This window comes from Mesorhizobium sp. M0960 (assembly GCF_040319055.1).
Classification (GTDB): domain Bacteria; phylum Pseudomonadota; class Alphaproteobacteria; order Rhizobiales; family Rhizobiaceae; genus Mesorhizobium.
Map to the genome: position 1 here is coordinate 150,730 of NZ_JAMYNN010000002.1, position 26,921 is coordinate 177,650.

Below are 26,921 nucleotides of genomic sequence, written 5' to 3' on the forward strand. Positions count from 1 at the left end.
CTATGGCGCACCGCCGAAAGCGTATCGGAATCCAGCGCATCGCCGCCTATGTGGTGATCGCCGTAGCGCTCGTGGTCACCCTCTTCCCAGTCTACTGGATCGCGGCCAACTCGTTCAAATACGACATCGACATCTTCTCGATACCGCCGCAATGGGTCCCCGCCAATCCGACGTCGAAGCATTACCACGCCGCCTTCGTCGAGCGGCCTTTCCTAATCTATGCATTGAACAGCCTGATCATCGCGGTCTCGACGACGCTTGTCTCGGTCGTCTTTGGCTCCCTGGCCGGCTATGCGCTCGCCCGTTTCCAGTATCCGGGCAGATGGCGCTACCAGATCTCGTTCGGGATCCTGTCGACGCGCATGATGCCACCCATCGTGACGATCATCCCGCTCTACATCGCCTTCAACCATCTCGGCATGCTGAACACGAAGCCTGCGGTGATCATCGCCTATACGGCGTTCAACCTGCCTTTCTCTACCTGGATGATGAAGAGCTACTTCCAGGACCTGCCGGTCGAGCTCGAGGAGGCGGCGATGGTCGACGGCGACACGCGATGGGGCGCATTCCTGCATGTCGCTTTGCCGCTCGCCCGTCCTGGGCTGGCGGCCACAGCCATCTTTTGCCTGATCATTTCGTGGAACGAATTTCTGCTCGCCCTTATCCTGACCCTGACCGAACGATCGCAGACACTACCGATCGGCATTGCCGGGCGCGTCACGCAGTACAACACCTATTGGGGCGAAATCAGCGCCGCCGGCTTCACCGCCTGCATCCCGATCATGATCTTCGCCTTCGTCGTCCAGAAACACCTGGTTCGCGGCATCTCGTTCGGCGCGGTCAAGGGGTGAGCCATGGCCTCGGTCGTCTTCCAGAACGTGGTCAAGAAGTTCGGCACGTTCACCGCGGTCAGCGACCTCAATCTTGAGGTGCGCGACAAGGAGTTTCTCGTCCTACTCGGGCCTTCGGGCTGCGGCAAGACCACGACCATGCGCATGGTAGCCGGCCTCGAGGAGGTTACGGCTGGAGAGATCTTCATCGGCAGCGACCGGGTCAACGACGTGCTGCCGAAATATCGCGACGTCGCGATGGTCTTCCAGTCCTACGCGCTCTACCCCCACCTCAGCGTCGCCGATAACATCGGCTACCCCTTGAAGATCCGCAAGGTGGCGCAGGACAAGATGCGCCAGATGGTCATGGAGGTGGCACGCCGCGTCGAGCTCGACGGCCTGCTCGACCGGCTGCCGAAGCAACTCTCCGGCGGGCAGCGCCAGCGCGTCGCGCTGGCCCGCGCCATCATCCGCACACCAAAGGTCTTCTTGATGGACGAACCGCTGTCCAATCTCGACGCCAAGCTGCGGGTCCAGATGCGGGCCGAACTCAAGCACCTCCAGCACGAGCTACAGGTGACGACGATCTACGTCACCCACGACCAGATCGAGGCGATGACCCTCGCTCACCGGGTGGCGGTGATGAACAAGGGCGTGATCGAGCAGCTCGGCACGCCGAAGAAAATCTACAACGACCCGCGCACCCTTTTCGTCGCGGGCTTCATCGGTTCGCCGCCGATGAACCTGATCGACGGTGAGGTCAAGGACGGGGTCTTCACGAGCCTCGGCGGCGTCAGGGTCGACGGCCTCGGGGGCGCGAACGTTGCGAGCGCTGTACTGGGCGTCCGCCCGGAGGACATCCACGTCCTTCCTGCCGGAAGCGAAAAGACCAATATCGTGGCCCCGATCTATTCGGTCGAACTGACCGGCGAAAGCACGCTGGTCACCCTGCGCGCCGGAGCGGCCTTGCTCACTGTTCGCGCCGACAAGAATTTTGTGGGCGACTTTGATCAGATGGTGGAGGTCGGCTTTGCGCCCGGACGGGTGTTCCTGTTTGACCGCCAGAGCCAGGACCGTGTTGACTTCTAGGATGCTCCTCGCCGTCGCGGCACTTCTGTGGAGCGGAGGCGCCGCGGCAGGCGAGGATGTCATTGCGGACGATCCGCTTGTCGAAATTCCGGGGGGGCCGTTCGTCTTTGGCAACGACACGGGCGATGAAAACGAGCGGCCGCGACATGTCGTCGAAGGCCAGGCCTTCGCCATGAACCAGACCGAGATCACCAACGCGCAATACCGCCGCTTCGTCGCGGCGACGGGACATCGCGCCGCTTTCTACGACCGGCATCCGGCCCTCGGTCTGCCTGACCACCCGGTCGTCGGCGTCAGCTTTACCGATGCAGAGGCGTTCTGCGCCCATTATGGCCTGAAGTTGCCGTCCGAGCAGGAATACGAACGCGCCGCGCGCGGGCCGCAGGGAGCACACTTTCCCTGGGGTGATGCGCCGGTCGACGCGACACGCGCCAATTTTGGACGCGGCGCCTGCTGCGACGAGGACGCCAGCGACGGTCATGACATGACGGCACCCGCCCGGTCGTTTCCACTAGGGGCGGGCAGGGAGGGCCTGCTCAACCTCGTCGGCAACGTGTGGGAATGGACCCGCGACTTCTATGCACCCTACGGCGGCGAAGCGCTGCCCGAAATCGCCGGAAAGTATCGGGTGCTTCGTGGTGGCGCGTGGAACAGCGACCCCACCCGCCTGAGCACGACCCGCCGGCTTGCCTATGACCCTGATTTTCGCTTCGCCGCCAACGGAGGCTTTCGATGCGTACGCTCACCGGATTGATTGCCCTTTTGCTTATGGCGATCGCAACGCAAGGGTCGGCGGAGCCGAAGGCAGCGTCGGGATACGAAGTCGAAATCGTGCGAAGACCGGGAGCGATCTTTGCCGGACTTGCTCGCGACGGCGATGCGCTTCTGGTGACCGACCTAGCCGACGGCCGCCTCTACAGGCGCACCCCGAACGGCCGTTTCACCGCTTTCGGTCCGGTCCTGCCGCATGGCACCGACGTCATGGGCGAACCGACCGGGCCCTATCGGGTCGAGCGCCATGGCAGCGGCTATCTCGTCGCCCAGGGCTGGACGCCGGCGGACCATGACGAGGACTCCAACGACCACGCGATGCTCGAGGTCGACGAGGGCGCCGTCACGCGGGTCGTCAGCAACGACTTCTGGAACCCGTACGACTTCGCGTTGTCAGGCGACACGCTCTATGTCGTCGACGCCGCGCGGAACTCCGTCGAACGCCTTCTGGCCGACGGGAGCGGCCGCACGCAGCTCTTTGCCTTTGCTCGGCTGAGCACCAGCGGCCAGGCCCTAACCGCCCTCTCGCCGACCGAGTTCGGCGACGGTCAGAAATACGAGTTCGACGCGGTTCCGACCGGCCTTGCCGTGCACGGCAGCCGGCTTTACGTCTCCCTGTTCGGCGGATTTCCCTTCGTCGCCGGCAGCGGCCGTATCGTCTCGCTGAAGCAGGCCGGCCAAACAGGCAGCGTCCGCATCGAGGCCATCGGCATGAATGCTCCGGTCGATGTCGCCTTCGATGCAGAGGGCGAGATGCTGGTCCTCGAACATGGCACTTTCGATCAGTCGGATGGCTGGGCTTCTGGCAGCGGCAGGCTTCTCGGGTTAGACCTTGTCTCAGGAAAGAGGCAGGTGCTTCTCGATGGACTGACCCGGCCGGTCGACGTGCTCCCCTTCGACAAAGGCGCTATCGTCGTCTCGCAACTGGACGGGAAGCTCGTCTTTCTCAAACAGGCAGGGCCTGCCGAGCCGCACCCCTAAATATCTGTTATCGATGGCGTCGCCGGCGCTGGGGGAATGCGCACCGGCGCCGGCGCGCTTGCCGCCATCGACTATCAGATATTCCTCGCGGATCGGCCGGCCTTCCTTTGCCGTTCGCCATAGGCCTGAGCAACACCAAGACAGGTCGCTTCACGCGCAACAACGGAGGAGATATCGGAGATTTTCTTGGTGTGGGGGAAAGGCGGTAGCGCTCTCCCGACTCGAACCGCGACCGTTTTTTAGGTCGCGCCTACCGTTTTGCACGCCCTCCCCTGCCCGGCCGTGGCGGAAGGTTGAACCAGTTGGGCGACTGCTAGGTTCCAGACTGGAGGTAAGGTCGGCTCGCTGAAAGCACGGCAGGTGGCATGCGGCACATGCGCGACAACGGCGGCGGAGGGTTTGAGAGGGCCGGAGCCCCGACAGCTTTCGGCAGTTCGAACGATATAGTCGAACGGCCGAAATCGGGGCGCAAAGCTGATGGGGTGGACGCCCCCCGACGGCATCGCTGTGCCAGAATGGAGTGTTGCAACCATTCGAAGGGAGGCGTCCGTGCCTGAGGTTACCACGATCGGTCTGGATATCGCGAAGAATGTATTCCATGCGCATGGTTCGGATTCACGCGGTCGAGGCGTTTTCTCGAAGCGGCTGAGCCGGGCGAAGGTGCTCGACTTCTTCGCTGCGCAACCGCCTTGCACCGTGGCTATGGAAGCCTGCGGCGGTGCGCATCATTGGGGCCGTGAACTGATGGCGCTGGGCCATGACGTGCGGCTGATCCCACCCGCCTACGTCAAGCCGTTCGTGAAGCGGCAGAAGAACGATGCGGTGGATGCCGAAGCGATCTGCGAGGCAGCGCAGCGCCCAACCATGCGCTTCGTGGCCGTGAAGAGCGAGGAGCAACAGGCGTCCGCCCTCGTGTTCCGGACCCGCGATCTCTTGGTTCGCCAGCGAACCCAGCTCGTCAACGCCATCCGGGGACACCTCACCGAGTACGGTTGGGTGGCGCCAAAGGGATTGTCCTACGTCTCGATGCTCGGCGATATGCTCGAGGAGGAGATGGCCGCGTCCTTACCGACGGCGGCGGTCGCGATGCTCCGTGTCATGCTGGATCTCCTGGCCGAGCTGGACGAGCGGATCGCGTATCTTGACCGGGAGATCGCTCGCCGTGCCCGCGAGGACGAGACGGCGCGCCGGCTGATGACCATCCCCGGCATCGGGCCGATCACCGCGACGGCGTTGACCGCGCTTGCTCCCGCTGCCGAGACCTTTGCCAAGGGTCGCGACTTCGCCGCCTGGCTGGGTCTGACACCGTTGCAGCGATCGACCGGAGGCAAACAGAAGCTCGGCGCGACGTCGAAGATGGGCGAGCGAACGCTGCGCCGCCTGCTGATTATCGGCGCCAGCGCCGTCGTCAAACAGGCGTCGGGTCGCGGAGCTCCCAAGGGATCGTGGCTGGAACAAATGCTGTCGCGCAAGCCGCGCATGCTGGTGACGGTGGCGCTCGCCAACAAGATGGCGCGCATTGTCTGGGCCCTTTTGGCGAAGGGCGGAAGTTACCGAGCTCCGGCGGCGGTCGCGGCGTAAGCCGGGATCGACGTCAGAGGCTGTCGGGGACGCGAGGTCGGTCGAAGGAGGGTATGGCACAACAGTCGGCGAGACGGGGCTGGAAGAACCAGGGAATGGCAGAGCGCTACCCAAGCGCGCAAAGCTGATGTGGATCCAGTCCGCGAACTCCCATACGGGCCCGCAGCCGATGGCTGCATCAGGAGGCCGGACAGATGGCAGCATCCGACATCGTGCCTACCGCCAAAAAAATCGCTTGCGTCCGAAGGGGCGTCCACAGATGCTATTCGGCACAAAGATAACAAATAGCATCGGCGATCGGCTGAAGCCGCTCCTTGTCAGTCTGCTGGCGAACCGCGTAACCGGGGCAGATTTCCGGGCGAAGGGGTTTGCAGGCGAGCGCGTTCGTGATTCACCCTATGCGTGACGCTACCACCGACTGATTCGTTTGAAGGCTGTCGCTCGCGGAACTCCGCGGGTTGGTTACTGCGCTGATCGGCGAAGTGCGCGGTCCAAACATGGTTCGAAGTGGTCGATCGCAGGGCCGCGTCGCACGGTGCAGAAGGCCATGCATCGTTGATTATGCGCAAACTGCTATCGCGCGCCTAGTCGGAACTCGCGCATCGAACAGTACATCACGTCTTCCGTCCCCAGCGCACCGGCGGCCTCCCCGCTCGCAATCCAAATAGACGTCTTTCAGCTGTTTGATTGGCATGTCAGCGTGAGCGAACGCGAGGTCCTGAGCGTCAGAAGCCGACAATGAAGCCGGACTGATTGCGATCAGCACGGTGCCGAGCGTCACAGGCGCGAGGGACTTAACAACTGACATGATCATTTTGAGATCCTCCCCAGCTCCCGTCGGTCAACATTCAATCCCTGGGGTCGCAGGTGTAGTGCCGTTCGAAGGTCCCGTCCGCGCGCCGCTGCTTGTCGAAGCCGCGATGTAAGGCTCGATCGCGCGCTCGTGAACCAGCCAAAGGGGATCTCGGCCGAGGCGTAGCCACTGCCGGCGGCCAACCGTTTCGGGATCGAGGCCGAAGCGATCCTGGTGCGCTCGATCGTCGTGCCGGCCGCGCCTGCCTCCGCATGACGGATGGCGCGGCTTGGCAAAGCGCACATGATTTCGTCACGTGAGATGCCGATGTCGCCAAGAACGTCATCGGGTAAACGGCTCAACTGGTCCGTTGCCGACAAGAGAGCTTTTCGCTCGGCGCGGAGGCGTAACCACCTGCGAAATGGACCAATGGCGGCAGCATGAATTATAACCATGATCAGATCGTCCCTTCATTGATCTGAATTGACCGGTACGGAACGGCGCGAACGGCACTCCGGGCGAGAGCGTCAGCCGTCCGCGAGGCAAGTTAGGCGTAGTGGTCGATGGATTGGTTTTGCCGCGGCGTGCCCATACGGCGGGCGGTGGCTGGCCCCGGGCCACGCATGTAATAAAGCTCCGGGCGGTAGCGCGGCGCGACGAATTTGCGAAACCCCGCAGCAAGTTTTGTGACGGGAGCCAAGAATTTCATGACTGTTCCCTTTCCCTTCGCCGGCTTGCACACGAGCCGGCGGGCCTGACGTTGCAACAAGGATATGACAGTCGAACCAGGCTCGGCTGTGGGAATTCCCACACCGGGGAAAACATTGGCGAAATCCGCTCCCAGTTTGCATCCCGGAAAGCGGGGCCTGCGGCCATCAAATTTCCTTGGATAGGGAGTAAGATGAAGTACACTTGATTGAACAAGAGACCGTTGTGACAGGCTCTCTGGCCTTCATCTCAAGACTTTGCGATGCCGACCTCGCCGCGCTGACCAAACAGTGGCACGAGCGCAGCTATCGACACAACGAGCTAATCATTTCCCACGGCGACACTGGTCGCGATGTCTTCTTCCTGCTGGAAGGACGGGCTCGCGTGACACTGGTTTCAGCGGACGGCAGGGAGATAGCGTATCGCGATGTCGAACCGGGTGACATTTTCGGGGAGCTCGGAGGCATTGACGGGATTGCACGCTCTGCCAGCGTAGTCGCGCTGGAGGCAACCCGCGCTGCACGGCTGTCCGGCACAGCATTCCGGGATATCGTGATGACCCACCCGACTTTTGCCTGGATGCTGCTTGAGCATCTGTCTGCCCAGCTCCGGCGCATGACCGAGCGGGTATTCGAATACAGCACTCTGGTCGTGCGAAAACGGCTGATCGTCGAGCTCCTGCATCGGGCGGAGAAAGCCGCACTCGTCGACGGCGAGGTGTCCATAAGCCCGGCACCGACGCATTCCGAGCTGGCGGCAACGATGAGCACGCACAGGGAAGCGGTCTCGCGCGAAATGAGCGACCTCGCCAAGAGAGGCCTGATCGAAAAGCGCGGCAGCAGGTTATTGCTGCATGACGTCTCGGCACTACGGGCGCTGGTCGACAAGAAGGAATAGCGAAGGCTGTCGCTGCGGCGGGGGGCACAGCACGTTTCATACTCCTCGGCCGCAAGTGATTATTCCTTCCGGCAAACCGGGCAACCTAGCGTGCCAGCGCGCGGGTCGGGCTTTGATCGCTTCACCCCTTGCAAGAATCATGACTCGGCTTCTTGATGCGGGCACGGAACGTTATCCCCAGCCTGCTTGCAGACTTACAAGGGCGGATCGAAGGGTGAAGCCGCATGGACGTTAAATACCAAATCTTCGTCAACTCGACCTACGCCGATTTGGTGGACGAAAGACGGTCGGTCATCGAGGCCGTTCTTAACCCCGGGCATATTCCTGTGGGGATGGAGGCATTCCAAGCCAGCGACGACACTCAATGGGATACATTAAGCGGCGCATCGATGACAGCGACTACTACGTACTCATCGTAGCAGAGCGGTACGGCTCAGAGTTGAAGGGTAAGAGCTACACCCAGATGGAGTACGAGTACGCCGTCGCCCAAGACGTGCCTACCGTGGCGTTTTTGCTCGAAGGCGGTGCTCGCAAGACGTGGGCCGCGGAAAGGTCGAGTTCGAGAAAAAGGCCAAACTCGAGAGATTCCGAAAGCTGTATGAAAAGAAGCTCGTCAAATATTGGCGCAACAAGGACGATTTGGCGGGTAAGGTTGCGATGGCTATTAGACGTTATGACTCTGAGCGGCGGCCCGCCCTTAGTCTTTGCAGCTGTTAAGCAAACGGGGGTTGCTCGGGAGTGCCGAGCCGAGCCCCAAGCGAAGAAAGGACGGGCCATGGAGCAAGATAACGTTTTTTACGTCGGTGTCGATGTGTCGAAAGCCAAGCATGCTGTCGCGATTGCCGAGGGCGGACGCGGTGGAGAGGTCCGGTATTTCGGCGAGGCGTTCCCCGCGCGTCGTCACCGGAACGTCGTAGCCGTGAAGCCGAACCGGTCCCGTCATCGTGAACAAGCGTCACCTCGCCAGTCATCGTGATCGTGTCGCCTTCGGACAGTTTCGCCATCGGCATCGCCCTCGCAAAGGCCGCCGCTGAACTGGACGTGGAAAGCGCCATCGACGGTGAGATCGTCGTATTGAACGAGACTGGCCTGTCTGACTTCGGAGCCTTGCGGAAAGCCATCACCCAACGCCAGCACGACCTCTATTCGTCGCCTTCGATCTTCTGCATCTCAATGGTCACGACCTGCGCGACATGGCGCTGGAGGACCGCCGCGAGTTCCTTGCCGAGATGATCCCGGACGGTGGCCGTATCCAATTCAGCCAGGCGCTTCCCGGCGAGGCTAAGGCGATCTTCCCACCTGATAGACCAGGCGGGGCTCGAAGACATGGTGTCGAGGCGCAAGGACAGCAAATACCGGAGCGGCAATTCGACGGCTTGGCACAAGACCAAGGCTTACAGCATCGATGAATACGAGTTGCTCGGCGTCGAGCGTGAACCCGGAAAGCCGGCTTTCGCCCTAATGGCCGAGCGTGGCACAGGACGCTATGTCGGGAGCGCCTTTATCACCTTGAACCGGGAGATGCGGGAACGCCTCTGGGAGCGCGTACAGGAGCATTCTGGGCCTGCGCCAAACGGGATGAAACGGCCGGCGATGCAATGGGTCAAGCCGGGGCTGATCGGCCCGTGAAGCATCTCCGCGGCGAGGAGAATCTGCGCCATGCCTCGCTGCAGGATTTTCGGGAGGAAGACTAGGGTAAAACTCAGTCATTCTGGCTATGCCGCGAATGGCCGAGATGGGTTAGGCCCTGCCGTTTGAATCGGTCGGCGGCAACGAGCACAGAGCGCCATTTGCTGACCTTCATGGCGCTTCTCCAAACCTGCCGTTCGCGCTGCGACCTGATGCGGACCCAAAGCCGACGTTGTGCAGTGCCCACCGCCGTTGATATACTCGATCATTCAGTCAGCGGGGAAGGATTTTCGATATCTCGCGTCGCGACCTGACACTTGGCGCAGCCGGTGCTTACGCTGCGTTTGGACTCGACAATCCGATCACGTTTGTCGACGCGGCTTGCGCTCAACAGTCCGTCGCTCAACCTTTCCGCAAATACAAGGTTGGCGACATTGAAGTCTTCTCTCTGATTGATGGCATGCGTGACGTTCCGCTGCGGGAGGGTATGGTCAGGAATGTCAGCGTCGAACAATCAAGACCGCGTTGCGTGGTGCCGGTTTTCCCGACAATCAGGCGCCCCTGCGGTTTATCGTCATGGCGCTCAAGCTGCGCGATCAAGTGGTCCTGATCGACTCGGGTACGGGCGGTCATCCGATTTATGGTGAGGGGAACGGCCGGCTGTTCGAGAGCATGGCCGCGGCGGGCCTTGACCCCAAGGCAGTCAAGACGATCCTGATCTCCCATCTCCACGGCGACCACATTTATGGCCTCATGAACAATGAGAGCAATGCGCAGGTCTTCCCGGATGCCGACATCGTGGTGCCCGCCGCGGAATTGAAATGGTGGACGCGCCCGGGAGTCGAGTCGATCGATCTCGGACCGACGCGCAAGGGCCTCGCCCAGCGCATTCAGGCTACCGTGGCGACGTGGAAAAACGTCAGGACCTTTGAGGGAGAACCAGAACTCCTGCCCGGCGTGCACGCCGTTCAGGCCCCCGGTCATAGCCCGGGAATGGTCGCGCATCTGGTCACCTCGGGCGGCAAACAGTTCCTGATCAGCGCTGACGTGGTCAATCTTGCGCCCCACATTTCAACAAATCCCGAGTGGCAGCTTGCTATCGACCAGGATCCGCAACTGGCTGTCGAAACGCGAAGGAAGATCTTCGATCCCGCGGTCGCCGACAAGCTCACCATTTCGGGTACTCACTGGTTGATGCCGAACGCCGGCACGCTGTCCAAGGATGGCAACGGCTACGTATTCGCAGCCGAGGGGTAATATCCCTGCCACACTGCCCGTTGCCAACTGGACGGCGACGGCTGACCGAGCCACAGCGCCACCTTCCGATGCATATTGAAGGACTTGGGGGCTACCGTGTTGGCCCTTTTGGTCCTGAGCTTTCAAGTTCCAGGTCGCATTTGACCCGATGTCGGTCGGCAACTCCCCACCATTTTCGGGCATTCGCCGAGACAGCAGTAGAGGTTTCGTTAGTGGGTGAGCGGACCTTACTAGCGGTCTGCTCTGTATCCTTGTTGTTTCCATCGCGGGTTGCTGGTTGACCGACACGCGCTTTATGATGGCTGCCCCAAGCTCTGATCGGGCCCGTTGCCCGAGCGGCTCGTTGTGCGGGAGGGACTCTATGGCCCAGCAGGAGCAGTGGCAGCTGGAAGGCAGCGCCGCGGAACTCTACGAGCGCTACCTGGTCCCGGCAATTACCGCCCTGTGGGCTGCCGACCTGGTGGATCGTGCTGCGCCTCAATCTGGTGAGCGGGTTCTGGACGTAGCTTGCGGCACGGGCGTGGTGGCACGCTCGGCGGCCGAGCGCATGGGAAATGGGCAGGTCGTCGGCCTCGACATCAACACGGGCATGCTTGCCGTTGCTCGATCGCTCCCGAGAGGCGCTGGACCGCGTATCGACTGGTGCGAGGGAAGCGCACTCGAAATGCCGTTCCCTGACTCCACCTTCGATCTGGTTCTTTGCCAACTCGGACTGCAGTTTTTCCCGGACCGATCGGGTGCGCTACGTGAGATGTTCCGGGTGCTGGTGCCTAATGGCCGACTGGCCTTAAGCGTTTTCAGCGCTATTGACCAAACTCCTGCGGCGAAGGCGCTGGCAGATGCCTTGGATCGACATCTCGGTCCAGGCGCTTCGGCAACCAAACGGTCCGAGCATTCACTCGCCGATGCTGACGAGCTTTACCGATTGGTGGCTGGCGCGGGCTTTCGCCATGTGACCGTCCACACGATTACCAAGAACATCGGTTTCCCCTCGCCAAAGGAATACGTGCGACTACAGCTAGCAGCAACTCCCCAGGCTGGACTGGTGAGCGGAATGGATGCCGGACATCGCGACGCAGTCATCACAGCGATCACGGGTGATCTAAGTTCCTCGCTGGCAATCTATTCAACTGGAGGGGAGCTGATGTTCCCCCAAGAGGCTCACGTCTTGCTCGCACGCAAATAGCGCAGCTGACGTGGCGCCATGAGCAAAAGGAAGAGCGAGTGGAAGTTCGAAGGGCATATCTAGAGGATGCACCACTGATCGATCAGCTCCTCGAGAGGGCTTATCCTACGCTCATGGCCGCCGCCTATAGCCAAGAGGTCCTCGCCGGATCCTTGCCTGCTATGACGAAGGCGAACCCGGAGCTGCTGACGTCGGGCACCTATTATGTCGCGGAAGAATGGGGGCGCATTTTGGGGTGTGGCGGATGGACACTCGAGCGTCCCGGCACAGAAGAAATCACCCCCGACGTTGCCCATTTGAGGCATTTTGCGACCGATCCGGCCGTAGTTAAGAAAGGTACTGGTCGCGCCATCTTTCGCGAATGCGCGCAGGCGGCAGCCAAGGCTGGAGCAAAAATGTTTCAAGCGTATTCGAGCCTGAACGCGGAGCCGTTCTACGAGAGCTTTGGGCTGACCCGGATTGTGCAGATCGAGCTCCCGATGACCCCAAGCAACTCGTTCCCTGCGGTATTGATGGAAGGGCTGATACAGGTTGAATGATGCCCGAGTCCCAGTCGTACTCACGTTGATCGAACTGCAACTTTCCACAGATTTTGTTGAAAAAGTCCGCCATCAGTCAGTGTCTGCTTTGAAAGCTTCTCCTCCGCAAACGCGAATGGTGCGCCATCTGCGGGGGCGGCACGCCTACTGACCACTCTCTATCACCTCGGCTACCTCGTACAGATTGGGATCGATCTCGTCCGTCAACTGATCGAAGTGACCCCATTCCTTGCGGAATTCCGGCGCATGATGAGCCGCTCGCAAGAGATCGCGACTTTGCCATTGGACATAGTTGACGATGCGCCGCCCGTCGAGGCTGCGATGCAGGCTGATTGAGATGAACCCAGGCTGACGCGCCATAAAGCGCGCTCGCTCGGCCATGATGGACAATGCCTCGGACTGCTTGTCCGGTTCAGAATCGACGATGGTGATTTGGGTGACTGGCTGGTTGTCGGCTCGGATGTGTGTCATGGAAACCTCGCTGGATTGATGGCGAAATTGCGGGACAGTAGCTTCGGCCAAATCGATCTCAGTCGGCTGCAGGCCCAACGCTGCCGGTCTCTCCTTGTTCCAAGACGCGCGGAGTTGCTGTGCGCGAAGCGCGCGCTGCGTCCAATTCTGCGACTTTCCTTAGGTATGGCTGTGAAGGGCAAGTCTGCTCGCCAAGTTCGCTTTGCTACTGAGCGCGCTCGTCGGCGGCGTGGGCCATCCCGTCCTTGAAGTCGACTTTCGTGCCCGGCTGCACGATCGAGCCGAGGTCTTCGGCATCCCAGTTGGTCAGTCGGATGCAGCCATGCGAGAAAGTCGTGCCGATCTTGCCCGGTTCGGGCGTGCCGTGGATGTGCTATGCTTAGAGATGGGAGACACGGCGGTCGCCGAAGTGCCCGCACGCCTCCCTGTTTATGGGAGGATAACATGGCCTACTATGTGCTGCTCACCAACTTCACAGATCAGGGGGCTAAGACAGTCAAGGACACCGTAAAGCGTGCTGAAGCATTCAAGGAGATGGCGGCCAAAAGCGGGGTCAAAGTACATTCGCTTTACTGGACGCTCGGTCAGCACGACGTGGTCGCGATTGCCGAAGCCGACGATGATATTGCCGCGACCGCGCTCAGCTTATCGATAGCTTCGCTCGGCAACGTCCGAACGCAGACCCTAAGAGCGTTCGACGCCAACGATATGGCAAAGGTCATTGCCAAGATGGGCTGAAAAAGAAGCGGCAATGAAGATCGCGGCCGACTGTTGGCGCAGGCAAATGGCCGACGCGATCGCGATCGCGATCGCGATCAAAACGTGGATTGATGGGACATGCGGCCGGCATCAAGTATATCGGCGGCTGCTGGTGCGCTTTGCTGCTCGAAAGCATACTGAAGCCAGGCTTGGACGCGGGTTAGTCATGAGCTCGCGCATACCCACGTAGGTAGACTATCGGCTTGCTTAAGGAGCGATCTGATATGTCTAAGGATAACGGTAGCTATACAAGTGCCGGTGCTAACTTTTATGGTCCGCAGTACGCGCGCATCGACGGCGAACTCGCTGCTGATGCCTCTCGATTCACGGCTGTAGTGAGCCCCCGCCTGGGGACAGAGTCAATTCGTGCGCGTGGCGCCGGCTTCCGTCTGGCGTTATGGACGCTGGCGGGGTGGCAAAGCGTGATATCGAGGCAAGCAGCATCGTCGCGCCGATCGTCAGCCGAACTGTCAGCGCCGGTCCCTCGTCTTGGGCGGTTGTTCCGAAAAGGGTCACAAGCGCTGGTAGCGAGGAAGGTCCGGTTTGGAGAGGAAAATCGGCGCCGGAAAGGCGGGCATTGGGTCACAACTTCTTGACCGGCGACCGTCGGCGAAGGTCCGAGAAAGATGGAAGACTGTCCTTTGAGTTGAAGCATCGAGAGGCTTAGGGCTCCGCCCTCGGCGCGCTTCGGAGCGTTTCCGCCCAACTTCGGTCGCTTTGCTCCCTGCAGCCGGTTCCCCGCGAAGGCGCCCACTCCGGTTGCACACCCGCTGCTCGCCGCGAGGCAGGGCTGCAGCGCAGTGCTGCGCCGCACCCCGACCTCAAGACCGGCATGGACGAGAGTGGTGGCTGGGTGAAAATCAGCCTTGCAAAAAGGTGGGGAGTCCTCCGCCAGCCCGTTCTTGTCCTCTGCTATCTTGGTCTCGGCGATGGCCAGAAGATCATTGCTCAGCTGCGATTTGTGCGGCAATCGGCGGTCTATAGAGGGCCGGGAGGGTTTCGAATTCCGCGTTAGGAAGAGCGTCCTTCTCGTCTTCACCGTGCAGGCTGGTTACTCTGGGCGGCAGAGTGCCCTTCCGCGCTTCGCAAACCTGCCGTGGGAAAAGCCTTGCCGTTTTTTCCGGCGGGGCTTTGATCAGATCGCGACTATTAGTGATTTATGCTGGAACTGGTTGCGGAGGTTGGAGTCGGACCAATTTGCACCGATTAAGAAGCCCCGTCAGCAAACGAACTCGGTCACAGCACTGTATTGGCGGTATCCCTCTACTGACTCGAGCGCGACCGCTTCTTAGGTCGCGCCTACCGTTTTGCACGCCCTCCCCTGCCCGGCCGTGACGGAAGGTTGAACCCGTCGGGCGGCTTGCTAGGGTTCCAGACTTAGGTGGTAACCCGGCATGAACACGGCACTGCTTTTGATGGCTCAGTATGGTGGTAAGGCCATCATCCCGATCGATGACGTCTGCCGAGACTATTTCTCCCACCTGACGCCGCCGAAATTGATTCAGCATTGGCATCCTCGGCTATGGCCGTATCGGCAAGATGCTTGCCCTTCGCGCCAAAGCTTTTGGCGCATTGCGCCTGTTGAATACGCATCCTTGTCAAGCCGGGTTGGGTTCCATAAGCGCGTCAGTCGAACCCCAAAAGTGCCCCAACAGCAGGGCTGGATTGGTCGATCCGCGGGGCGGTGAAACGCAGTGCAGGGCGCCGTGATTTTCCCGATCCGTCATTGCCGCGACGAACTTTGCGCCTAGAGTAGTGGCACATGCCGCAGCATGGAGAGTTCTCATGCGCCGCCTCTTCCGCTTTATCGCACTCGCCGCCAGCCTTGCCGCCTTCCCGGCCGGCGCGCAGGAACGTCAGGTCTACAGTCTCCCGCAGGGCGCGCATCCCCATGACGTCGCGCCCGCGCCCGACGGAGACATCTGGTACACGGCCCAGCAACAGGGGGCACTGGGTATTCTCGATCCCGAGACCGGCAAGGTTCGCCAAGTACCGCTCGGCGAAGGATCCAGCCCTCACGGTGTCATCCAGGGTCCGGACGGTGACGCGTGGATAACCGATGGCGGGCTCAACGCGATCGTGCGCTTCGACTCGACAACCGAGGAAATCAAGGTGTGGGCGCTTCCGCAGGACGTCGGCTACGCCAATCTCAATACTGCCGCCTTCGACGGCGACGGCCTCCTCTGGTTCACCGGGCAGAGCGGAATCTACGGAAGGCTCGACCCTGCGACGGGCGACATGAAAATTTTCCACGCTCCAGAGGGCCGCGGCCCCTACGGGATTACTGCGACCCCCAACGGAGACGTCTACTTCGTGTCGCTCGCCGGCAGCTATCTGGCAAGCATCGACCGCAAGAGCGGTGAAGCTCGAGTGATCGAGCCTCCGACCCCGGACCAGGGGGCGCGCCGCGTGTGGTCGGACAGCCGGGGACGGCTTTGGATTTCGGAATGGAACGCGGGACAGGTATCGGTCTACGACCCCCATGACGGCGGCTGGAACGCTTGGCGTTTGCCCGGCGACCTTCCTCGCACCTATGCGGTCTATGTGGACGAGCGCGACATTGTCTGGCTCTCCGATTTCGGAGGGAATGCCGTGCACGCGTTCGATCCGCAGACAGACAAGTTTACGACGTACCCCAAGTCCACGGAAAACGCTGATGTCCGTCAGATCAATGGACGCCGCGGAGAGGTTTGGCTGCCAGAATCCGGGGCCGACCGGCTGGTCGTGATCCGCACCGTCTCCGCCAAGTGAGGCGCCGGTCCCAGTCGCGGCTTCATTAGCGCCAGCAAGGCGAAGTTCGGTCTCCCGTTCTTCCTCCGCGCTGCTAGCGCCGCGCTCCGTGCAGGATCGACGCGGATCCGCATCGCGGATCGGCGCCGCCCCTTTTGCGGCGGCTCATTCCGTCAACGCTGTGCGGAAGCTTCATTGCTATGACCGGAAAGGCGCTTTCGAGCACGCAGACCGGCTTGGATAGGCTCTTGCGGTGAACATGGCGAAATGGTTCGAGCCGACCGGCGACAGCTATTTCTCGCATATCAACCGCCAGAGCATCGAGGCCGTCATTCGGGAGGCGAAGGGTGATCAGGCCGCGCTTGCCGTCAAGGCGGCGGGCAAGAAGTTCAACGATCATTTGCATCGAGTTGTGGCTCACATCTGGGGATCACGACCTGCACGGCCCCCACTCCGGTAACAACAGGCTGCAAAATTGGAACAGTCGTTTGGCCCTCTCCATAGCCCTTCAGATGCGTCTTTGATCATTGCCTGAGGTACGCGCCCGTGTAGGTCTGGCCAGCAAGCCTAACGGTTCCGGCGAGGGCTCCGTCGGACAGCATAACAAAACTGACGTCCGCGCCATTCGGTAGGCGCTCAAGCTTCAACGTAGTCCCCACAATTCTTCCAGCGCCGGCGGCCTCTCCCGGATAGTTGTCGCCCAGATTTTCCCACGCATAGGTGACCGTCACCTTCCCATCGGAAGAAATCGTCTGAACAGCAAGTTTGGCGTCATACATCCCATCCAATCGTCCGGCCCATAGACCCGAAAAAGCAGCGTACTTTGTTGGAACGCCCTTGCCAGGGAGAGTGACCGCCACGGATTGATGCATGATTGCTGAGCCGGAAGGAACCAAGGCAGGTTGGGGAGGAATGGCACCAGGTTCTAACGCAGGTTCGAGAGTGGCGGGTTGCGGCGTTTCAGGAGCCGATTGGCACGCGGCTAGGGCAAGTGCCGCGAAGCCAAGCATTGCGTTGCACATTCGGTGTGCCATCTTCTGGTGCGCCGGCCATCTTTGAATCTAGCGCAGGCCGACCTTATCGCGCGTTTTCACAAGCTGTGTCTACGCAGGGCATGTCATACGACAGCGGGTCGTCGAAGAACCCGCAGCGGTCGTGAGTGAATGCCTCCATTCGTCGCCCAAGTAGCGGCCTGGAGCGCCATTCGCCCCGCAACCGCTGGTTCATTAGGAGTTGAGCGGGAGGATCAGCAGTTGACCTTCCAGATCACATAGTGAGCCCGTTGCGACTGTATTCCTGAACCTTCGACAAACGAGTACACGTCGGTCGAACGGACTCACCAAGCTGCTGAATGAACCGCTTGTCTTATGACTTTCCGTCGTTTCGAGGCCAAAGTGGGTTGCCGCCAGGGGGGCGTAACCCCCCCCACGCGGCGGGGGGGGGGGGGTAGATGGACCGTCGGTCGTGATGGACCGAGCTAGAGTATGATCGACGCGTTGGTGCCAGGCTTCTGAATGATAATCACGACGATGGTAGTCATTCTCGACGATACAAGAGTTGCTGCCACTTATTCGGACAGGAGCTACCGGTTCGATTGAACCGGTAGCGGTGAACGGAAGGGCACAAACACCCTTCGGCCGCGATTTCGCCAATAGCAATACCGCAGAAACGTGCCACTTTGGCGGACGATCTGCGCCCTCCGAAGGCAGAAGTTACAGGTTCGAATCCTGTCGGGTGCAGCATTGCCGCAGTTCGCTTGCCGACAACTATTCCTGCTGGAATTGACAGGGCCAATCTTCAGGCCTCGTCAAGCCAGAAGGCAACTCGGTCCGGGCGTCTCCGCAAGCCATGTTGAGCTGCCACTGGGACAGACCCGCCGAATTGGAAAGATCGACACCCTCGATACGGGTCAGAAAGAAAAAGGCGCGGTCAAAGTCTATCGGCGCGGTGAACGTCGCTCCTCGGAAGTCCGCCCGTGCGAGATTGGCAAACGAGAAGCGGCTGCCGCTGATATCGGCGTCATGGAACTGCGCACGCCCCAATTCTGCCTTTGTGAAATCAACATTGGTCAGATTGGCGCCCTGGAAATTCGAGCGCTGCATTTCCGCGCTCGCAAACACAGCGCCCTGCGCGTCCATACGGCTGAAGTCGGTCCTGTAGGCCTCGATTCTGTCGAACCGGGCGCCTTTGGCGGTCGAGTCGGCCAGGGAAGCACGCACAAGCGTTGCCTTCTCAAGATTTGCCGCAAGGAGATTGCTGTTCCTGAGGTCGGTCGAAGTGAAATCAACACCGAACAGGTTCGCCCCGCTCAGGTCCTGTCCTTCTAGGATGAGAAGCTTCTTGTCACACTCGTGCCAATTAACGCCAGGCGTCGCGGCTGCGTGGCAATTGTGAGCAGCAGTGGCGTTCTGCCAAGCAAACACAGTGCAAACCGCTAGAGCCAAGCCGGATGCGCCGTAAGCTCTGGTTCGCCTCAAAGTCATTGTTGCTGGACCTCTGCTACTCGCCGACACTCAACCTTACCACATCTGCTGACACTCGAGCCACGGTGACCACCGCCGTCACAGTTAGCGCATTTCTCATATTCAAGCTTTGATGTTGTTCAACCGATCAACCCGCGCGTAGGGCGCGATTTGCGAGCGCCTCCCCATATCATCGGCGGTCCAGCAGAGATTCATTTGTCACCGGCCAGGCGCATCATTCCGTAGGTATGCTTGACTAAGCCGAGGAGAGCGGTCGTTCAGGCTGGCGAAGTCGCGTGCCAAGATTGGCCTCCGCTCTGGACGCTTGTCTCGCTAATTGGGAGCCTGCTCGAGTGCAGACCGCCAACCGCCGGCGTCCGCTGCCGACAAGCGTGAATCCGCTTGGTTCCGCACCGGTCGGTACTTCCCGACGGCGAGGTTGACCCGGCACGGGGTGCTAGTCGCGTATCCTGATTCCGCTGTCGCATGAATCCCACGACTTCGCTTAGCGAGGCCGAAGTTGATCTCTGCCATCTACTAGGTTGAAGCATCAACCCGCATATTTGTGTCGTAAGCTGACGTGCCGCGAATACGCCGTTTTCGGTAGGCGGGCTTTATGGCGGGCGCGCAACCTATTCTTGTATTTTTATCAATGTAAAACAATGTCTTATGGCGGAGAGGGAGGATTCGAACTCCGCGCTTGGAAGAGCGTCCTTCTCGTCTTCACCGTGCAGGCCGGTTACTCTGGGCGGCAGAGTGCCCTTCCGCGCTTCGCCAAACCTGCCGTGGAAAAGGCCTTGCCGTTTTTTCCGGCGGGGCTTTGATCAGATCGCGACTATTAGTGATTTATGCTGGAACTGGTTGCGGAGGTCGGAGTCGGACTTATTTGCGCTGATTAAGAAGCCCCGTCAGCAAACGAATTCGGTGGCCGCACTGTATTGACGGTATCCCTCTCCCGACTCGAACCCCCGAACTCGTTTGCGAATTATTGGCAGCAAGCCGCCTAACCCTTCCCGCTCATCAGTTCAGAAAGCAGGCGCCTGCTTGGAAGTGCGGGCCACGCGAATCTACGGCGCTTCGTTTCTTTCTGTCGCGATTGCCCCGCTTCGAGCATCCGACGTGAGATGACCTCCTGCTGCTGGCGCAGGTGGTCGCTCAGCAGTTTGTTGCGCGTGATGTAACCTGCATTAACACCCGGGATCGAGTGGTTCATCAGAAGGTGGACGTCCAGCTCCGCAACGCCCGCGGCCTGGGCGATGGTGCGGAACGTCTGCCGCAGGTCATTCCCCCATTTCGACAGATCGCTGCGTTTTTCCTTATGCTCGATAATGTGACCGCTTTTGCTCTCGGCTGGGAACAGCCATTCACGCGATTGTTCGCCATAGAGAGCCCGGCCAATGCGCATCACTCGAACCAGGCAGCGGATCATGGCTCGCGAAAGCGGTATGTCGAATGCCTTGACCTCGCCGCCCTTCGGCCTGGGTATGTGCAGGACACGTGCGCGAAAATCGACATGCTCGACCCTCGCCTTCCTGATCGCCTCAGGGCGATGGCCTGAGAGCAACATGAACAGATGCAACTCCCGCCGAATTGGGTTCTTCAATGCCGTGAGTTGGGTGAACCAGTCCTCGAGGTCCGAAAGCCCCAGCGCGGTATTGCGCCGATGTTCGGCATTCCAATCTATGGCTGAGACCGGATTGTCCGCTGGCAGCGTGCGGGCGGCCCTGCGAGCATGATTGTAGACGGCGCGCAGCGTTCGCATGCACCCGTTGGCGATATAGGCGCCGTTCTCCTTGGTGAGTTTCTCATGCCGCACGGTCACGATGGAAGGATCGTTGCCGAGCTTGGAAAGCGGCTCGTCAAGCCAATCAGCCAACAGCCGCTCGACGTGATCACGATAGTTGTTGATCGTCCCACCGCTTCGGCCTTTGTTCTTCATATGCCCGTCGCGATAGCGTTCCCAGGCAATGCGCAGCGTGGGGTTCGCAATCGATGGCAAATCAACCGCTGCAACATTGCCGTCCGGCTTGCGTGTCGACGCGCGAGGGTCAACGCCGTTGGCGATCTTGCCAAGAATATCCTTCGCCTTCTTCCGCGCCGCGCGCGTCGTGAGTTCACCAACCTCAGCAACCTTCATTCGGACGGAAAGCCGCTTGCCCGCCTTCCTTCGCTCACCCTGGACAACGAATGTCTTTTGCCGTTTGCCCACAAGCACCATGAAGCCCGGCAGATCGGTGTCACGAGCAAAATATTGGCCCGAAGACGCCGGCTGGAGACGTTCGATGGCGCGGTCGGTGAGGGAGAGGCGAAGGTCTGTCATGAAATTAGTACGGGATTAGTACGGCAATTGCGTCGTGTTCGATCTGGCTCGATCTGTTGGTTTGTCTACCCCATGATAGCCGCTCAGTACGAAAACAGCAACAACTTTAACATCTTAGAACCAGCGCAATCGTACAACGAGCGGCATTGGGAAACACCAGGAAAGGCGATCTGACAAATTCCTAATCTGTAGGTCACAGGTTCGATTCCTGTCGGGATCACCACTCAGTCACAACAAATACGGCTCGCACCGGGTGGCTCGAAATTCGCTCGACGTATCCGTAGGCTAGGCTGGGCGGTCTCTGAACAGTCGGGCTTGGTCGCCGAGCCGGTCTCTGTTTCTACAGCCTTTTCACGACCTGTCTCTGCAGGTGGTTTCCGTCGTGTTTCAGGAAAGGCCAGGAATTCGCTCAGAGTTCAAGCTAGCCGCCAACGAATTTCTGGCCGGTTGGCCCGAAAGCTGACCTGTTGAAGGTCTGCTTCGGGTTCAAAAAGCTGCCAGTGCCGCCCTTGCGCATTAGAGAACATGAACACCATAGCCGAATCGCGACCGGGAGGATCCGCATTTGGCGCGAAGCCGACCGTCAAGGGTCGCAGAGCATCATTTATGGAACCGTACATCGAATCGCGCGCCCGGCCAGCACCGCCCGGAACACTGGGTTCTATCTGAGCTCAAACAGCCTTGAACAGTCGGGTGAGAATGGGACAGCTACAGAGTCAAGCACCAGTGCGATACTTCGCTAGTTTCCTAAGGGTCGCCTGCTCGCGGAACCATTCTCGCAGAGGTCTGGCGGGCATTCCGCCCCAGCGTTCGCCTGCCGGTACGTCTCTCATGAACCGCGAAGCCGCCGCAAGTTGAGCGCCCTGACCGATGCGCAGATGGCCAGCGATCGCACTATGGCCACCCACCGCAACGTAATCCTCCAGCACGGTCGAGCCCGCGATCCCGACCTGGGCAGTGATGACGCAATGACGCCCGATCCGTACGTTGTGCGCAATCTGGACGAGATTATCGATCTTTGTCCCGTCTCCAATGACAGTATTGCCCGAGCTACCGCGATCGACCGTGCTGTTGGCTCCGATCTCGACGTCGTTTCCGATCGTGACTCGACCGAGTTGCGGGACTTTTACATGTCCTGAGCCGCTCATCGCAAAGCCGAAACCATCCTGGCCTATACGCGCGCCCGCATACACGATCGACCGATCACCTAAGCTGCAATGGGCTATTGAGACGCTAGGGCCGATAGAGCAGTCCCAGCCGATTACCACGTCCGGACCCAGCACCACATGGGCGCCTATTGTGGTGCCGGCTCCGATGAACACCCGATCTCCGATGACAACACCAGGATCGAGCACGACGCCGGCGCCGATCTGCGCCAATGGATGCACAAAACATCCCTCGGTGACATCAGGGCTGCCCAAAAGCGGCGCGGCTCGCAATGCCTCGGGGTGTAGCCGGGCAAGCACCTTGGCATAAACAAGGCGGGGATCCCGGACGGTGATGGGAACCGTGCCAGGCGGCACCAGATGGGCGAAGCGCTCCGTGACAAAGCAAGCGCCGGCCTTGGTGGTGCGCAAGGCGTTCGTGTAGCGTGCATGATCAATGTACGCGATATGCCACGACCGTGCCGTCTCAAGGCTCGCCCCGCTCTGCAGAAGCATGTCTGGATTGGCAGCTGCGGGCAGCAGCACTCCCGCCTCTTTGGCGAGTTCGGCTAAAGCTAATCCGCTCGGCTGAAAGATCGGCGGCACGGTCAGGCTCGGTTCATGGCAGGACTGGTTTGGTTTGATTTGCATTCATCAAAGTGTCGGTCGGCCTGTCGGGGGGCAGGGGAGTGCAGGCCGACCGACTTACCGCGGGTCCGCATGCGGACGACGCAGTCCATAAATCCGGATGCCCGGCGATGGAGTTGGTCGATACAAATTCTACTCTAGCTCTGCGGGCGAGCTGGCTTGTCCGTCCAGGACGGCGGCAAACCGAGTTGCCCGCCTGCGAAATCCTTCAGGCCGGGCGACCGACCGAACCTTTCGCAAGCCTGATATTTGGGTTTGCCGCCGAGCCCGGATTTCAGCTTCTGATAAGACGGAAGCTTCGGGAAGCCAAACTTGAATGGTGTTTTGCCCGTGACAAGCATCTTGGAAAAGTCGCTTCCGAAACTCTCCGCCAGAGAGTAGGCGTCGCCAATCTGTGACATCCGCGCGCCTGTTGTCACGAAATTCGCGCCCTTCGACCACACCATCGCAGCCGCCTGTTTTCCATCCTTCGTGGTCGCCTCGGCCTCGACGGCAAGCCCGCCCAGTCCCAGCGGAATCCTCGGGATAGGGACGGAGGAGGACGCGAACGAAGCGCCAATCGACGCCGCGGTCGACAGGCCGGCGACTGTGGCGTTCGTTGGCACAATGCGGGTGACCGTCGCGTGGACGACCAGATCGGCATTTTCTCTGTCGTCCGTGACCACGAAACGATCGCTGACGCCAACGCAAAGCGCGCGGCTGACTACGGCTGCCACCAAGGCCTGATCGGCGGGCTTTATGGAGGATTGCGCTGCGGTTGGCGAAACCAGCGTAGGCTCAATGTACACTGTTTTGCTTACGTTGAGATCCTCGGGGACAGCCTTGTACTCTGCCTTTCTTATTCGCCCGTCGACCTTGGTGAGACCGTCATAGGAGGCCAGCGAGTTGTCCGGCTGGAGTGGCACCGAGGTGCAGCCGGCAACTGCCGATACAAGCAGCGACGGCAGAAGCGCGGCGCCGATCGATCTATGCTGCAGCCGACCGGCAGCCTGGTTTGTATGGAAATTTGGCACTTCGTTCTCCTGTTGGGGCTTGGGGAATGGAGGGAGGCAGGCGGGTGGCTGCTGCATCTGTTTCGCTGGCTGATCGGCAGCAACCTTGTCGGTGAACACGGGCCTGTCTTGCCACAGGCTGCCACGAGCCATTTTTGTGTATCCCAGGTTGTAGACGGCGCGCATGTAGTCCGTGTTGAACGGATCGGTCATGCTGTAGGGGAGCTGCTTGTCGATCGAAGCCACGCGAAATCGAATGCCGTTCTTTTGGGCGTAGACGTAAGTGGCCAGCAGCGCACTGCGGGTCTGTGACTTGACAAGGGTGGAATTCGCCCTGGCCATGACAGAAAACGTATTGTTCGTTGTCGTGGTAAATTCTGGCATGAGCGCATTGTTGATGATGATGTACATGTTGAACTTGAGGTTCTTAGGCAGGACGCTTTTGTCCGAATTGGCTATCCACCCCTCCGGGATCGTCAGGATCTGGGTCGCCGAACCGCCGTCGGAGTGCATTTCTTCAAACGCCTCCCCTCCAGCTTCGGCGCGGATGAGCACGGCCGGATAAATGCCGGGGATACTTGCCGAGGCGATGAGTATGTCCTGGAAGAGTTTCAGCGAACCGGGCCGCCCGCTGCTGGCGATGGCGCCCATGTTCCAGATCACCGCTCTTTGGGAATCGAGGTTGGAGGTCAAAACAAGCAGTCGTCGCCCCTTGCGGTGCTCAGCCGCGATTTTTTTCAGTATGTCTCGCGTCAAATAGCGCTCGACCATTTTGCGAAGCGGCTCCTGTTTCAGGAGACTTGCTCCGAAGAGGCCTTTCGGGAGGAAATCCGCATCGACCAACTCCTTGGCGACACCGCTTGTATAGAGATCCACGAGGGGCTGGTCGTAGGCCGAGCCTAGGAAGGCGTAGGGCGCAATTAGCGCGCCCGTGCTGACACCGCTGACCATCTCGAATTCCGGCCGCTGTCCATTGTCCGACCAAGCCTTGAGCGCGCCGACGCTGAATGCGCCTGCGCCACCGCCGCTCGACAGGACGAGGTAGTTGATTTCCTTGTGTCTCGGGATGGGCAACCAGGTTTGCGCGTCGCGCAGTTTCCGGGCCGAATCTGCATAAATACGAATGTCGCTGAACCCTTGGATGCTGGCTACCGTCGCAGCCTTTGGCCCGTAAACAATGCGGTCCGGCGCCAAACAGCCCGCAAGGAAGGCCAGCAGGACGATGGCCACCAGTCGATGCATGTCTACCGCCTTGTCCCGGGCCATCGCCGGAAGGAACCATCAAGGTCTCCACCGGCGGTCGGCATACCCGCGACCGCTGTTCGCAATCGCGTCTGGCGGCATTAATCCCGATTTGTCGTTGCCGTGGGTTTTGTATTGTTAAGAGTTGTTTCGCCCTGCAATCCTCGCCGGCAAACGCTCTGCGCTTAAGAAGCCGCGCCGCCGAGTCGAAGGCCGCGGCCGTCAATGGTTTGACTTTTGAAGGAACGGGCTCGGCGAAGATCGTCGCACAATGTGCCAATGCCGGGCTGGTACCGCATCTTGCGGTCGGCGGAAGCTATGCGGATGCTTTCCCGGCCGACCTTAGCACCGACTGAACTGGTGCTGATGGCGGACGTTTCGGCGCTGCCGGTTTGGCTCTTGTTCGTTTGGTTGACTGGAAAGCGCGCCCTTTCCCCACAGGCCGTTCCCGACGACGCTTACGCCAACACCCGGATCAGATCGGCAGAGATCTTCTCCGCCAACATGATCGTGGGCGCGTTAAGATTCGCCGTAGGGATCGTGGGGAAGATCGATGCGTCCACCACCCTCAGATTGTCGAACCCGTGCACTTTTCCGGACGAGTCCACAACACTCCCCTCTCCCCTCCCCATACGCAATGTGCAGGAAGGATGATAGCTGGATTTCGCGACCCGTTTTGCCCAGGACAGCAACGTCTTATCGGTGCGACAGGCGACCTGTTCCCCGACCTCGCCCTTGAGCTTGGTCACCATGCTGGGCTGGTTCATCAAGTCGCGCAGCTGCCTGAGCGCGACAACCGCCAGCTTCCTGTCATGCTCTGTTCGTAGGTAGTTGAACCGAAAGGCCGGGGGAGCAAAAGGATCGGCGCTACTCAGCCAAACAAGACCCGTGCTTGTAGGCCGCTGAAGGCTGACAAAGCACTGAAACCCTGGGGCAATGCTGATTTCGCCGGCGCCGAAGCTCGATCGCGCCGCAAGACATTCTATCTGCACATCGGGCCGGCTCACCGTCTGGTCGGACGATAGCACGGCTCCTACCTCGAAAAGACCTGAGGTCCCCGGGCCGCGCCGGGATAGTAGCCATTCCAGACCCGGCGTAAGTCCTCCACCAAAGGGCAGGGTTTGAGCGGCCGACTCGCGGGAATCCTTGACTTCATATTCAACACAGAAACAGATGTGATCGCTTAATCCCTGACCAACTGCCGGCAAGTGAGAGACGACCGGTATGTCTAGCTGTCGCAAATGGTCCGCATGTCCGACACCCGACAGCATGAGCAATTGCGGCGAGACTAATGCTCCTGCGCAGCAAATGGCCTCCTGATGGACCGGGATCGTGATGCGGGTGCGGTTTTTAACTACCTCGACCGCAACACAACGATGGCCCTGGAAAATGACGCGAACTACGCGCGCGTTGAGCAAGACATCCAGATTTGGCCGGACCGGCCGATTGTGGAGATAGGCGAAGGACGCACTCATTCGGCGCCCGTTGCCGATGTTGTGTTGGATGCGATGGACGCCGCTTAGATAAGCCGCGTTGTGGTCGTGATTCACGCCGTGACCTGCCTCCACGCCCGCGGCAAGAAAGGCCTGGAACAGAGGATTGTCGGCTTTGGAACGCTCAACCTGAATCGGGCCCTGGCCTCCCCTGAACCGGTTGTCGCCACCCTCGAAAGTCTCAGACATTTTGAAGAACGGCAGAACCTCATCGTAACTCCAACCCTGAACGCCATAGCTTGCCCAACTGTCGTAGTCTTTCCTGTTGCCGCGCGTCCAGTTCATGCGACCGATAGACGAAGAGCCTCCAACACCTTGCCGCAGGGTTGATAGACGCCGACGTCCTGGCCCCTCCTCATCTCGGGCATACCGAAATATTTCCAGTTATACCGATCGCT

25 protein-coding genes, 1 tRNA gene and 3 pseudogenes are annotated in these 26,921 nt (G+C 60.2%); 18 read left to right on the forward strand and 11 right to left on the reverse strand.

Going from position 1 to position 26,921, the window contains the following annotated elements; all coding sequences use genetic code 11:
* Positions 1–2: 2 nt before the first annotated feature.
* The 4 genes from NKH63_RS05735 to NKH63_RS05750 are packed head-to-tail and all read left to right on the forward strand — an operon-like array spanning position 3 to position 3,671.
* A complete protein-coding gene (locus NKH63_RS05735) occupies positions 3–851 on the forward strand; it encodes a carbohydrate ABC transporter permease (protein ID WP_352917693.1) in 849 nt (282 codons plus the stop codon).
* Between the two features lie 3 nt (positions 852–854).
* On the forward strand, positions 855–1,919 hold the full coding sequence (locus NKH63_RS05740) for an ABC transporter ATP-binding protein (protein ID WP_352496618.1): 1,065 nt from the start codon (positions 855–857) through the stop codon (positions 1,917–1,919).
* Position 1,920: 1 nt separating this feature from the next.
* Entirely contained in the window at positions 1,921–2,673 is a 753-nt protein-coding gene (locus tag NKH63_RS05745; RefSeq protein ID WP_352917694.1) for a formylglycine-generating enzyme family protein, read from the forward strand.
* Complete coding sequence (locus NKH63_RS05750) at positions 2,652–3,671, forward strand: ScyD/ScyE family protein (protein WP_352917695.1); 1,020 nt, start codon at positions 2,652–2,654, stop codon at positions 3,669–3,671. The genes NKH63_RS05745 and NKH63_RS05750 overlap by 22 nt, the downstream gene beginning before the upstream one ends.
* A 15-nt stretch (positions 3,672–3,686) precedes the next feature.
* On the opposite strand, the pseudogene NKH63_RS31315 reads toward NKH63_RS05750, so the two are convergent.
* Positions 3,687–3,773, reverse strand: a pseudogene (locus tag NKH63_RS31315) (formate dehydrogenase); the annotation flags it as partial.
* Between the two features lie 447 nt (positions 3,774–4,220).
* On the opposite strand from NKH63_RS31315, the gene NKH63_RS05755 reads away from it, so the two are divergent.
* The gene (locus tag NKH63_RS05755) at positions 4,221–5,252 is read left to right on the forward strand and encodes an IS110 family RNA-guided transposase (RefSeq protein WP_352912028.1); all 1,032 of its coding nucleotides are present in this window, start codon (positions 4,221–4,223) and stop codon (positions 5,250–5,252) included.
* A gap of 1,340 nt (positions 5,253–6,592) precedes the next feature.
* Here NKH63_RS05755 and NKH63_RS05760 read toward each other — a convergent pair.
* On the reverse strand, positions 6,593–6,754 hold the full coding sequence (locus NKH63_RS05760) for a hypothetical protein (protein ID WP_167522729.1): 162 nt from the start codon (positions 6,752–6,754) through the stop codon (positions 6,593–6,595).
* A gap of 224 nt (positions 6,755–6,978) precedes the next feature.
* Here NKH63_RS05760 and NKH63_RS05765 point away from each other — a divergent pair, with 224 nt between their 5' ends.
* From NKH63_RS05765 to NKH63_RS05780, 4 genes and pseudogenes are all read left to right on the forward strand, one after another.
* Positions 6,979–7,650: a Crp/Fnr family transcriptional regulator gene (locus tag NKH63_RS05765; protein ID WP_352917696.1), complete on the forward strand. Its 672-nt coding sequence runs from the start codon at positions 6,979–6,981 to the stop codon at positions 7,648–7,650.
* Positions 7,651–7,874: 224 nt separating this feature from the next.
* Positions 7,875–8,149 (forward strand): annotated as a pseudogene (locus NKH63_RS05770) (DUF4062 domain-containing protein); the annotation flags it as partial.
* 694 nt (positions 8,150–8,843) lie between these two features.
* Positions 8,844–9,059 carry a hypothetical protein gene (locus NKH63_RS05775; protein WP_352496613.1) on the forward strand — a complete coding sequence of 72 codons (216 nt, stop codon included), beginning with the start codon at positions 8,844–8,846 and terminating at the stop codon, positions 9,057–9,059.
* A complete protein-coding gene (locus NKH63_RS05780) occupies positions 8,977–9,279 on the forward strand; it encodes a hypothetical protein (protein WP_352496627.1) in 303 nt (100 codons plus the stop codon). Before NKH63_RS05775 ends, NKH63_RS05780 begins: the two co-directional genes overlap by 83 nt.
* A gap of 265 nt (positions 9,280–9,544) precedes the next feature.
* Here NKH63_RS05780 and NKH63_RS05785 read toward each other — a convergent pair whose 3' ends face one another.
* Complete coding sequence (locus NKH63_RS05785; RefSeq protein ID WP_352496612.1) at positions 9,545–9,793, reverse strand: hypothetical protein; 249 nt, start codon at positions 9,791–9,793, stop codon at positions 9,545–9,547.
* Between the two features lie 62 nt (positions 9,794–9,855).
* Between NKH63_RS05785 and NKH63_RS05790 the strand changes: the two genes are divergently transcribed.
* The 3 genes from NKH63_RS05790 (at position 9,856) to NKH63_RS05800 (ending at position 12,261) form a co-directional block, all read left to right on the forward strand.
* Positions 9,856–10,536: an MBL fold metallo-hydrolase gene (locus NKH63_RS05790; protein WP_352917697.1), complete on the forward strand. Its 681-nt coding sequence runs from the start codon at positions 9,856–9,858 to the stop codon at positions 10,534–10,536.
* A 361-nt stretch (positions 10,537–10,897) separates the two neighbouring features.
* A complete protein-coding gene (locus tag NKH63_RS05795; RefSeq protein WP_352494226.1) occupies positions 10,898–11,722 on the forward strand; it encodes a methyltransferase domain-containing protein in 825 nt (274 codons plus the stop codon).
* A gap of 113 nt (positions 11,723–11,835) precedes the next feature.
* A complete protein-coding gene (locus NKH63_RS05800; RefSeq protein ID WP_352494225.1) occupies positions 11,836–12,261 on the forward strand; it encodes a GNAT family N-acetyltransferase in 426 nt (141 codons plus the stop codon).
* A gap of 144 nt (positions 12,262–12,405) precedes the next feature.
* On the opposite strand, the gene NKH63_RS05805 is transcribed toward NKH63_RS05800, so the two are convergent.
* Both NKH63_RS05805 and NKH63_RS05810 read right to left on the reverse strand, forming a co-directional pair.
* On the reverse strand, positions 12,406–12,810 hold the full coding sequence (locus NKH63_RS05805) for an antibiotic biosynthesis monooxygenase family protein (protein WP_352494224.1): 405 nt from the start codon (positions 12,808–12,810) through the stop codon (positions 12,406–12,408).
* Between the two features lie 127 nt (positions 12,811–12,937).
* A complete protein-coding gene (locus tag NKH63_RS05810; RefSeq protein WP_352494243.1) occupies positions 12,938–13,102 on the reverse strand; it encodes a L,D-transpeptidase in 165 nt (54 codons plus the stop codon).
* Between the two features lie 74 nt (positions 13,103–13,176).
* Between NKH63_RS05810 and NKH63_RS05815 the strand changes: the two genes are divergently transcribed.
* The 5 genes and pseudogenes from NKH63_RS05815 (at position 13,177) to NKH63_RS05835 (ending at position 16,681) form a co-directional block, all read left to right on the forward strand.
* Positions 13,177–13,470 (forward strand): GYD domain-containing protein, encoded by a 294-nt coding sequence (locus tag NKH63_RS05815; protein ID WP_065012366.1) that lies wholly within the window; start codon positions 13,177–13,179, stop codon positions 13,468–13,470.
* A 13-nt stretch (positions 13,471–13,483) separates the two neighbouring features.
* Positions 13,484–13,681 carry a hypothetical protein gene (locus NKH63_RS05820; protein WP_352494223.1) on the forward strand — a complete coding sequence of 66 codons (198 nt, stop codon included), beginning with the start codon at positions 13,484–13,486 and terminating at the stop codon, positions 13,679–13,681.
* Between the two features lie 1,204 nt (positions 13,682–14,885).
* Positions 14,886–14,996, forward strand: a pseudogene (locus NKH63_RS05825) (pyocin activator PrtN family protein); the annotation flags it as partial.
* A 280-nt stretch (positions 14,997–15,276) separates the two neighbouring features.
* On the forward strand, positions 15,277–16,242 hold the full coding sequence (locus NKH63_RS05830; protein ID WP_352494222.1) for a Vgb family protein: 966 nt from the start codon (positions 15,277–15,279) through the stop codon (positions 16,240–16,242).
* A 232-nt stretch (positions 16,243–16,474) separates the two neighbouring features.
* The gene (locus tag NKH63_RS05835) at positions 16,475–16,681 is read left to right on the forward strand and encodes a hypothetical protein (protein ID WP_352494221.1); all 207 of its coding nucleotides are present in this window, start codon (positions 16,475–16,477) and stop codon (positions 16,679–16,681) included.
* A gap of 64 nt (positions 16,682–16,745) precedes the next feature.
* Here the strand turns inward: NKH63_RS05835 and NKH63_RS05840 are convergent, their stop codons facing one another.
* The 3 genes from NKH63_RS05840 to NKH63_RS05850 form a co-directional block, all read right to left on the reverse strand.
* Positions 16,746–17,000, reverse strand: coding sequence for a hypothetical protein (locus NKH63_RS05840; protein WP_352917698.1), 255 nt, complete (start codon positions 16,998–17,000; stop codon positions 16,746–16,748).
* A 987-nt stretch (positions 17,001–17,987) separates the two neighbouring features.
* Complete coding sequence (locus NKH63_RS05845; RefSeq protein ID WP_352682262.1) at positions 17,988–18,704, reverse strand: pentapeptide repeat-containing protein; 717 nt, start codon at positions 18,702–18,704, stop codon at positions 17,988–17,990.
* A 982-nt stretch (positions 18,705–19,686) separates the two neighbouring features.
* Positions 19,687–21,003, reverse strand: coding sequence for a tyrosine-type recombinase/integrase (locus NKH63_RS05850; RefSeq protein WP_352788884.1), 1,317 nt, complete (start codon positions 21,001–21,003; stop codon positions 19,687–19,689).
* Between the two features lie 158 nt (positions 21,004–21,161).
* On the opposite strand from NKH63_RS05850, the gene NKH63_RS05855 reads away from it, so the two are divergent.
* Positions 21,162–21,226, forward strand: a tRNA-Arg gene (locus NKH63_RS05855).
* Between the two features lie 493 nt (positions 21,227–21,719).
* On the opposite strand, the gene lpxD is transcribed toward NKH63_RS05855, so the two are convergent.
* From lpxD to NKH63_RS05870, 3 genes are all read right to left on the reverse strand, one after another.
* The gene (lpxD, locus tag NKH63_RS05860) at positions 21,720–22,799 is read right to left on the reverse strand and encodes a UDP-3-O-(3-hydroxymyristoyl)glucosamine N-acyltransferase (RefSeq protein ID WP_352855493.1); all 1,080 of its coding nucleotides are present in this window, start codon (positions 22,797–22,799) and stop codon (positions 21,720–21,722) included.
* A 134-nt stretch (positions 22,800–22,933) separates the two neighbouring features.
* Positions 22,934–25,030 (reverse strand): DUF3313 family protein, encoded by a 2,097-nt coding sequence (locus NKH63_RS05865; RefSeq protein ID WP_352494218.1) that lies wholly within the window; start codon positions 25,028–25,030, stop codon positions 22,934–22,936.
* A gap of 458 nt (positions 25,031–25,488) precedes the next feature.
* Entirely contained in the window at positions 25,489–26,907 is a 1,419-nt protein-coding gene (locus NKH63_RS05870; protein WP_352917811.1) for a GMC family oxidoreductase, read from the reverse strand.
* Between the last annotated feature and the right edge of the window lie 14 nt (positions 26,908–26,921).

What these genes read in the sequence shown, in the direction of transcription:
- NKH63_RS05845 (WP_352682262.1), bottom strand. Translation starts at nt 18,704, where the DNA reads ATGACTTTGAGGCGAACCAGAGCTTACGGCGCATCCGGCTTGGCTCTA.
- NKH63_RS05745 (WP_352917694.1), top strand. Translation starts at nt 1,921, where the DNA reads ATGCTCCTCGCCGTCGCGGCACTTCTGTGGAGCGGAGGCGCCGCGGCA.
- NKH63_RS05775 (WP_352496613.1), top strand. Translation starts at nt 8,844, where the DNA reads ATGGCGCTGGAGGACCGCCGCGAGTTCCTTGCCGAGATGATCCCGGAC.
- NKH63_RS05735 (WP_352917693.1), top strand. Translation starts at nt 3, where the DNA reads ATGGCGCACCGCCGAAAGCGTATCGGAATCCAGCGCATCGCCGCCTAT.
- NKH63_RS05750 (WP_352917695.1), top strand. Translation starts at nt 2,652, where the DNA reads ATGCGTACGCTCACCGGATTGATTGCCCTTTTGCTTATGGCGATCGCA.
- NKH63_RS05815 (WP_065012366.1), top strand. Translation starts at nt 13,177, where the DNA reads ATGGCCTACTATGTGCTGCTCACCAACTTCACAGATCAGGGGGCTAAG.
- lpxD (WP_352855493.1), bottom strand. Translation starts at nt 22,799, where the DNA reads ATGCAAATCAAACCAAACCAGTCCTGCCATGAACCGAGCCTGACCGTG.
- NKH63_RS05820 (WP_352494223.1), top strand. Translation starts at nt 13,484, where the DNA reads ATGAAGATCGCGGCCGACTGTTGGCGCAGGCAAATGGCCGACGCGATC.
- NKH63_RS05830 (WP_352494222.1), top strand. Translation starts at nt 15,277, where the DNA reads ATGCGCCGCCTCTTCCGCTTTATCGCACTCGCCGCCAGCCTTGCCGCC.
- NKH63_RS05780 (WP_352496627.1), top strand. Translation starts at nt 8,977, where the DNA reads ATGGTGTCGAGGCGCAAGGACAGCAAATACCGGAGCGGCAATTCGACG.
- NKH63_RS05865 (WP_352494218.1), bottom strand. Translation starts at nt 25,030, where the DNA reads ATGCATCGACTGGTGGCCATCGTCCTGCTGGCCTTCCTTGCGGGCTGT.
- NKH63_RS05760 (WP_167522729.1), bottom strand. Translation starts at nt 6,754, where the DNA reads ATGAAATTCTTGGCTCCCGTCACAAAACTTGCTGCGGGGTTTCGCAAA.
- NKH63_RS05840 (WP_352917698.1), bottom strand. Translation starts at nt 17,000, where the DNA reads ATGTATGACGCCAAACTTGCTGTTCAGACGATTTCTTCCGATGGGAAG.
- NKH63_RS05740 (WP_352496618.1), top strand. Translation starts at nt 855, where the DNA reads ATGGCCTCGGTCGTCTTCCAGAACGTGGTCAAGAAGTTCGGCACGTTC.
- NKH63_RS05790 (WP_352917697.1), top strand. Translation starts at nt 9,856, where the DNA reads ATGGCGCTCAAGCTGCGCGATCAAGTGGTCCTGATCGACTCGGGTACG.
- NKH63_RS05795 (WP_352494226.1), top strand. Translation starts at nt 10,898, where the DNA reads ATGGCCCAGCAGGAGCAGTGGCAGCTGGAAGGCAGCGCCGCGGAACTC.
- NKH63_RS05850 (WP_352788884.1), bottom strand. Translation starts at nt 21,003, where the DNA reads ATGACAGACCTTCGCCTCTCCCTCACCGACCGCGCCATCGAACGTCTC.
- NKH63_RS05800 (WP_352494225.1), top strand. Translation starts at nt 11,836, where the DNA reads ATGGCCGCCGCCTATAGCCAAGAGGTCCTCGCCGGATCCTTGCCTGCT.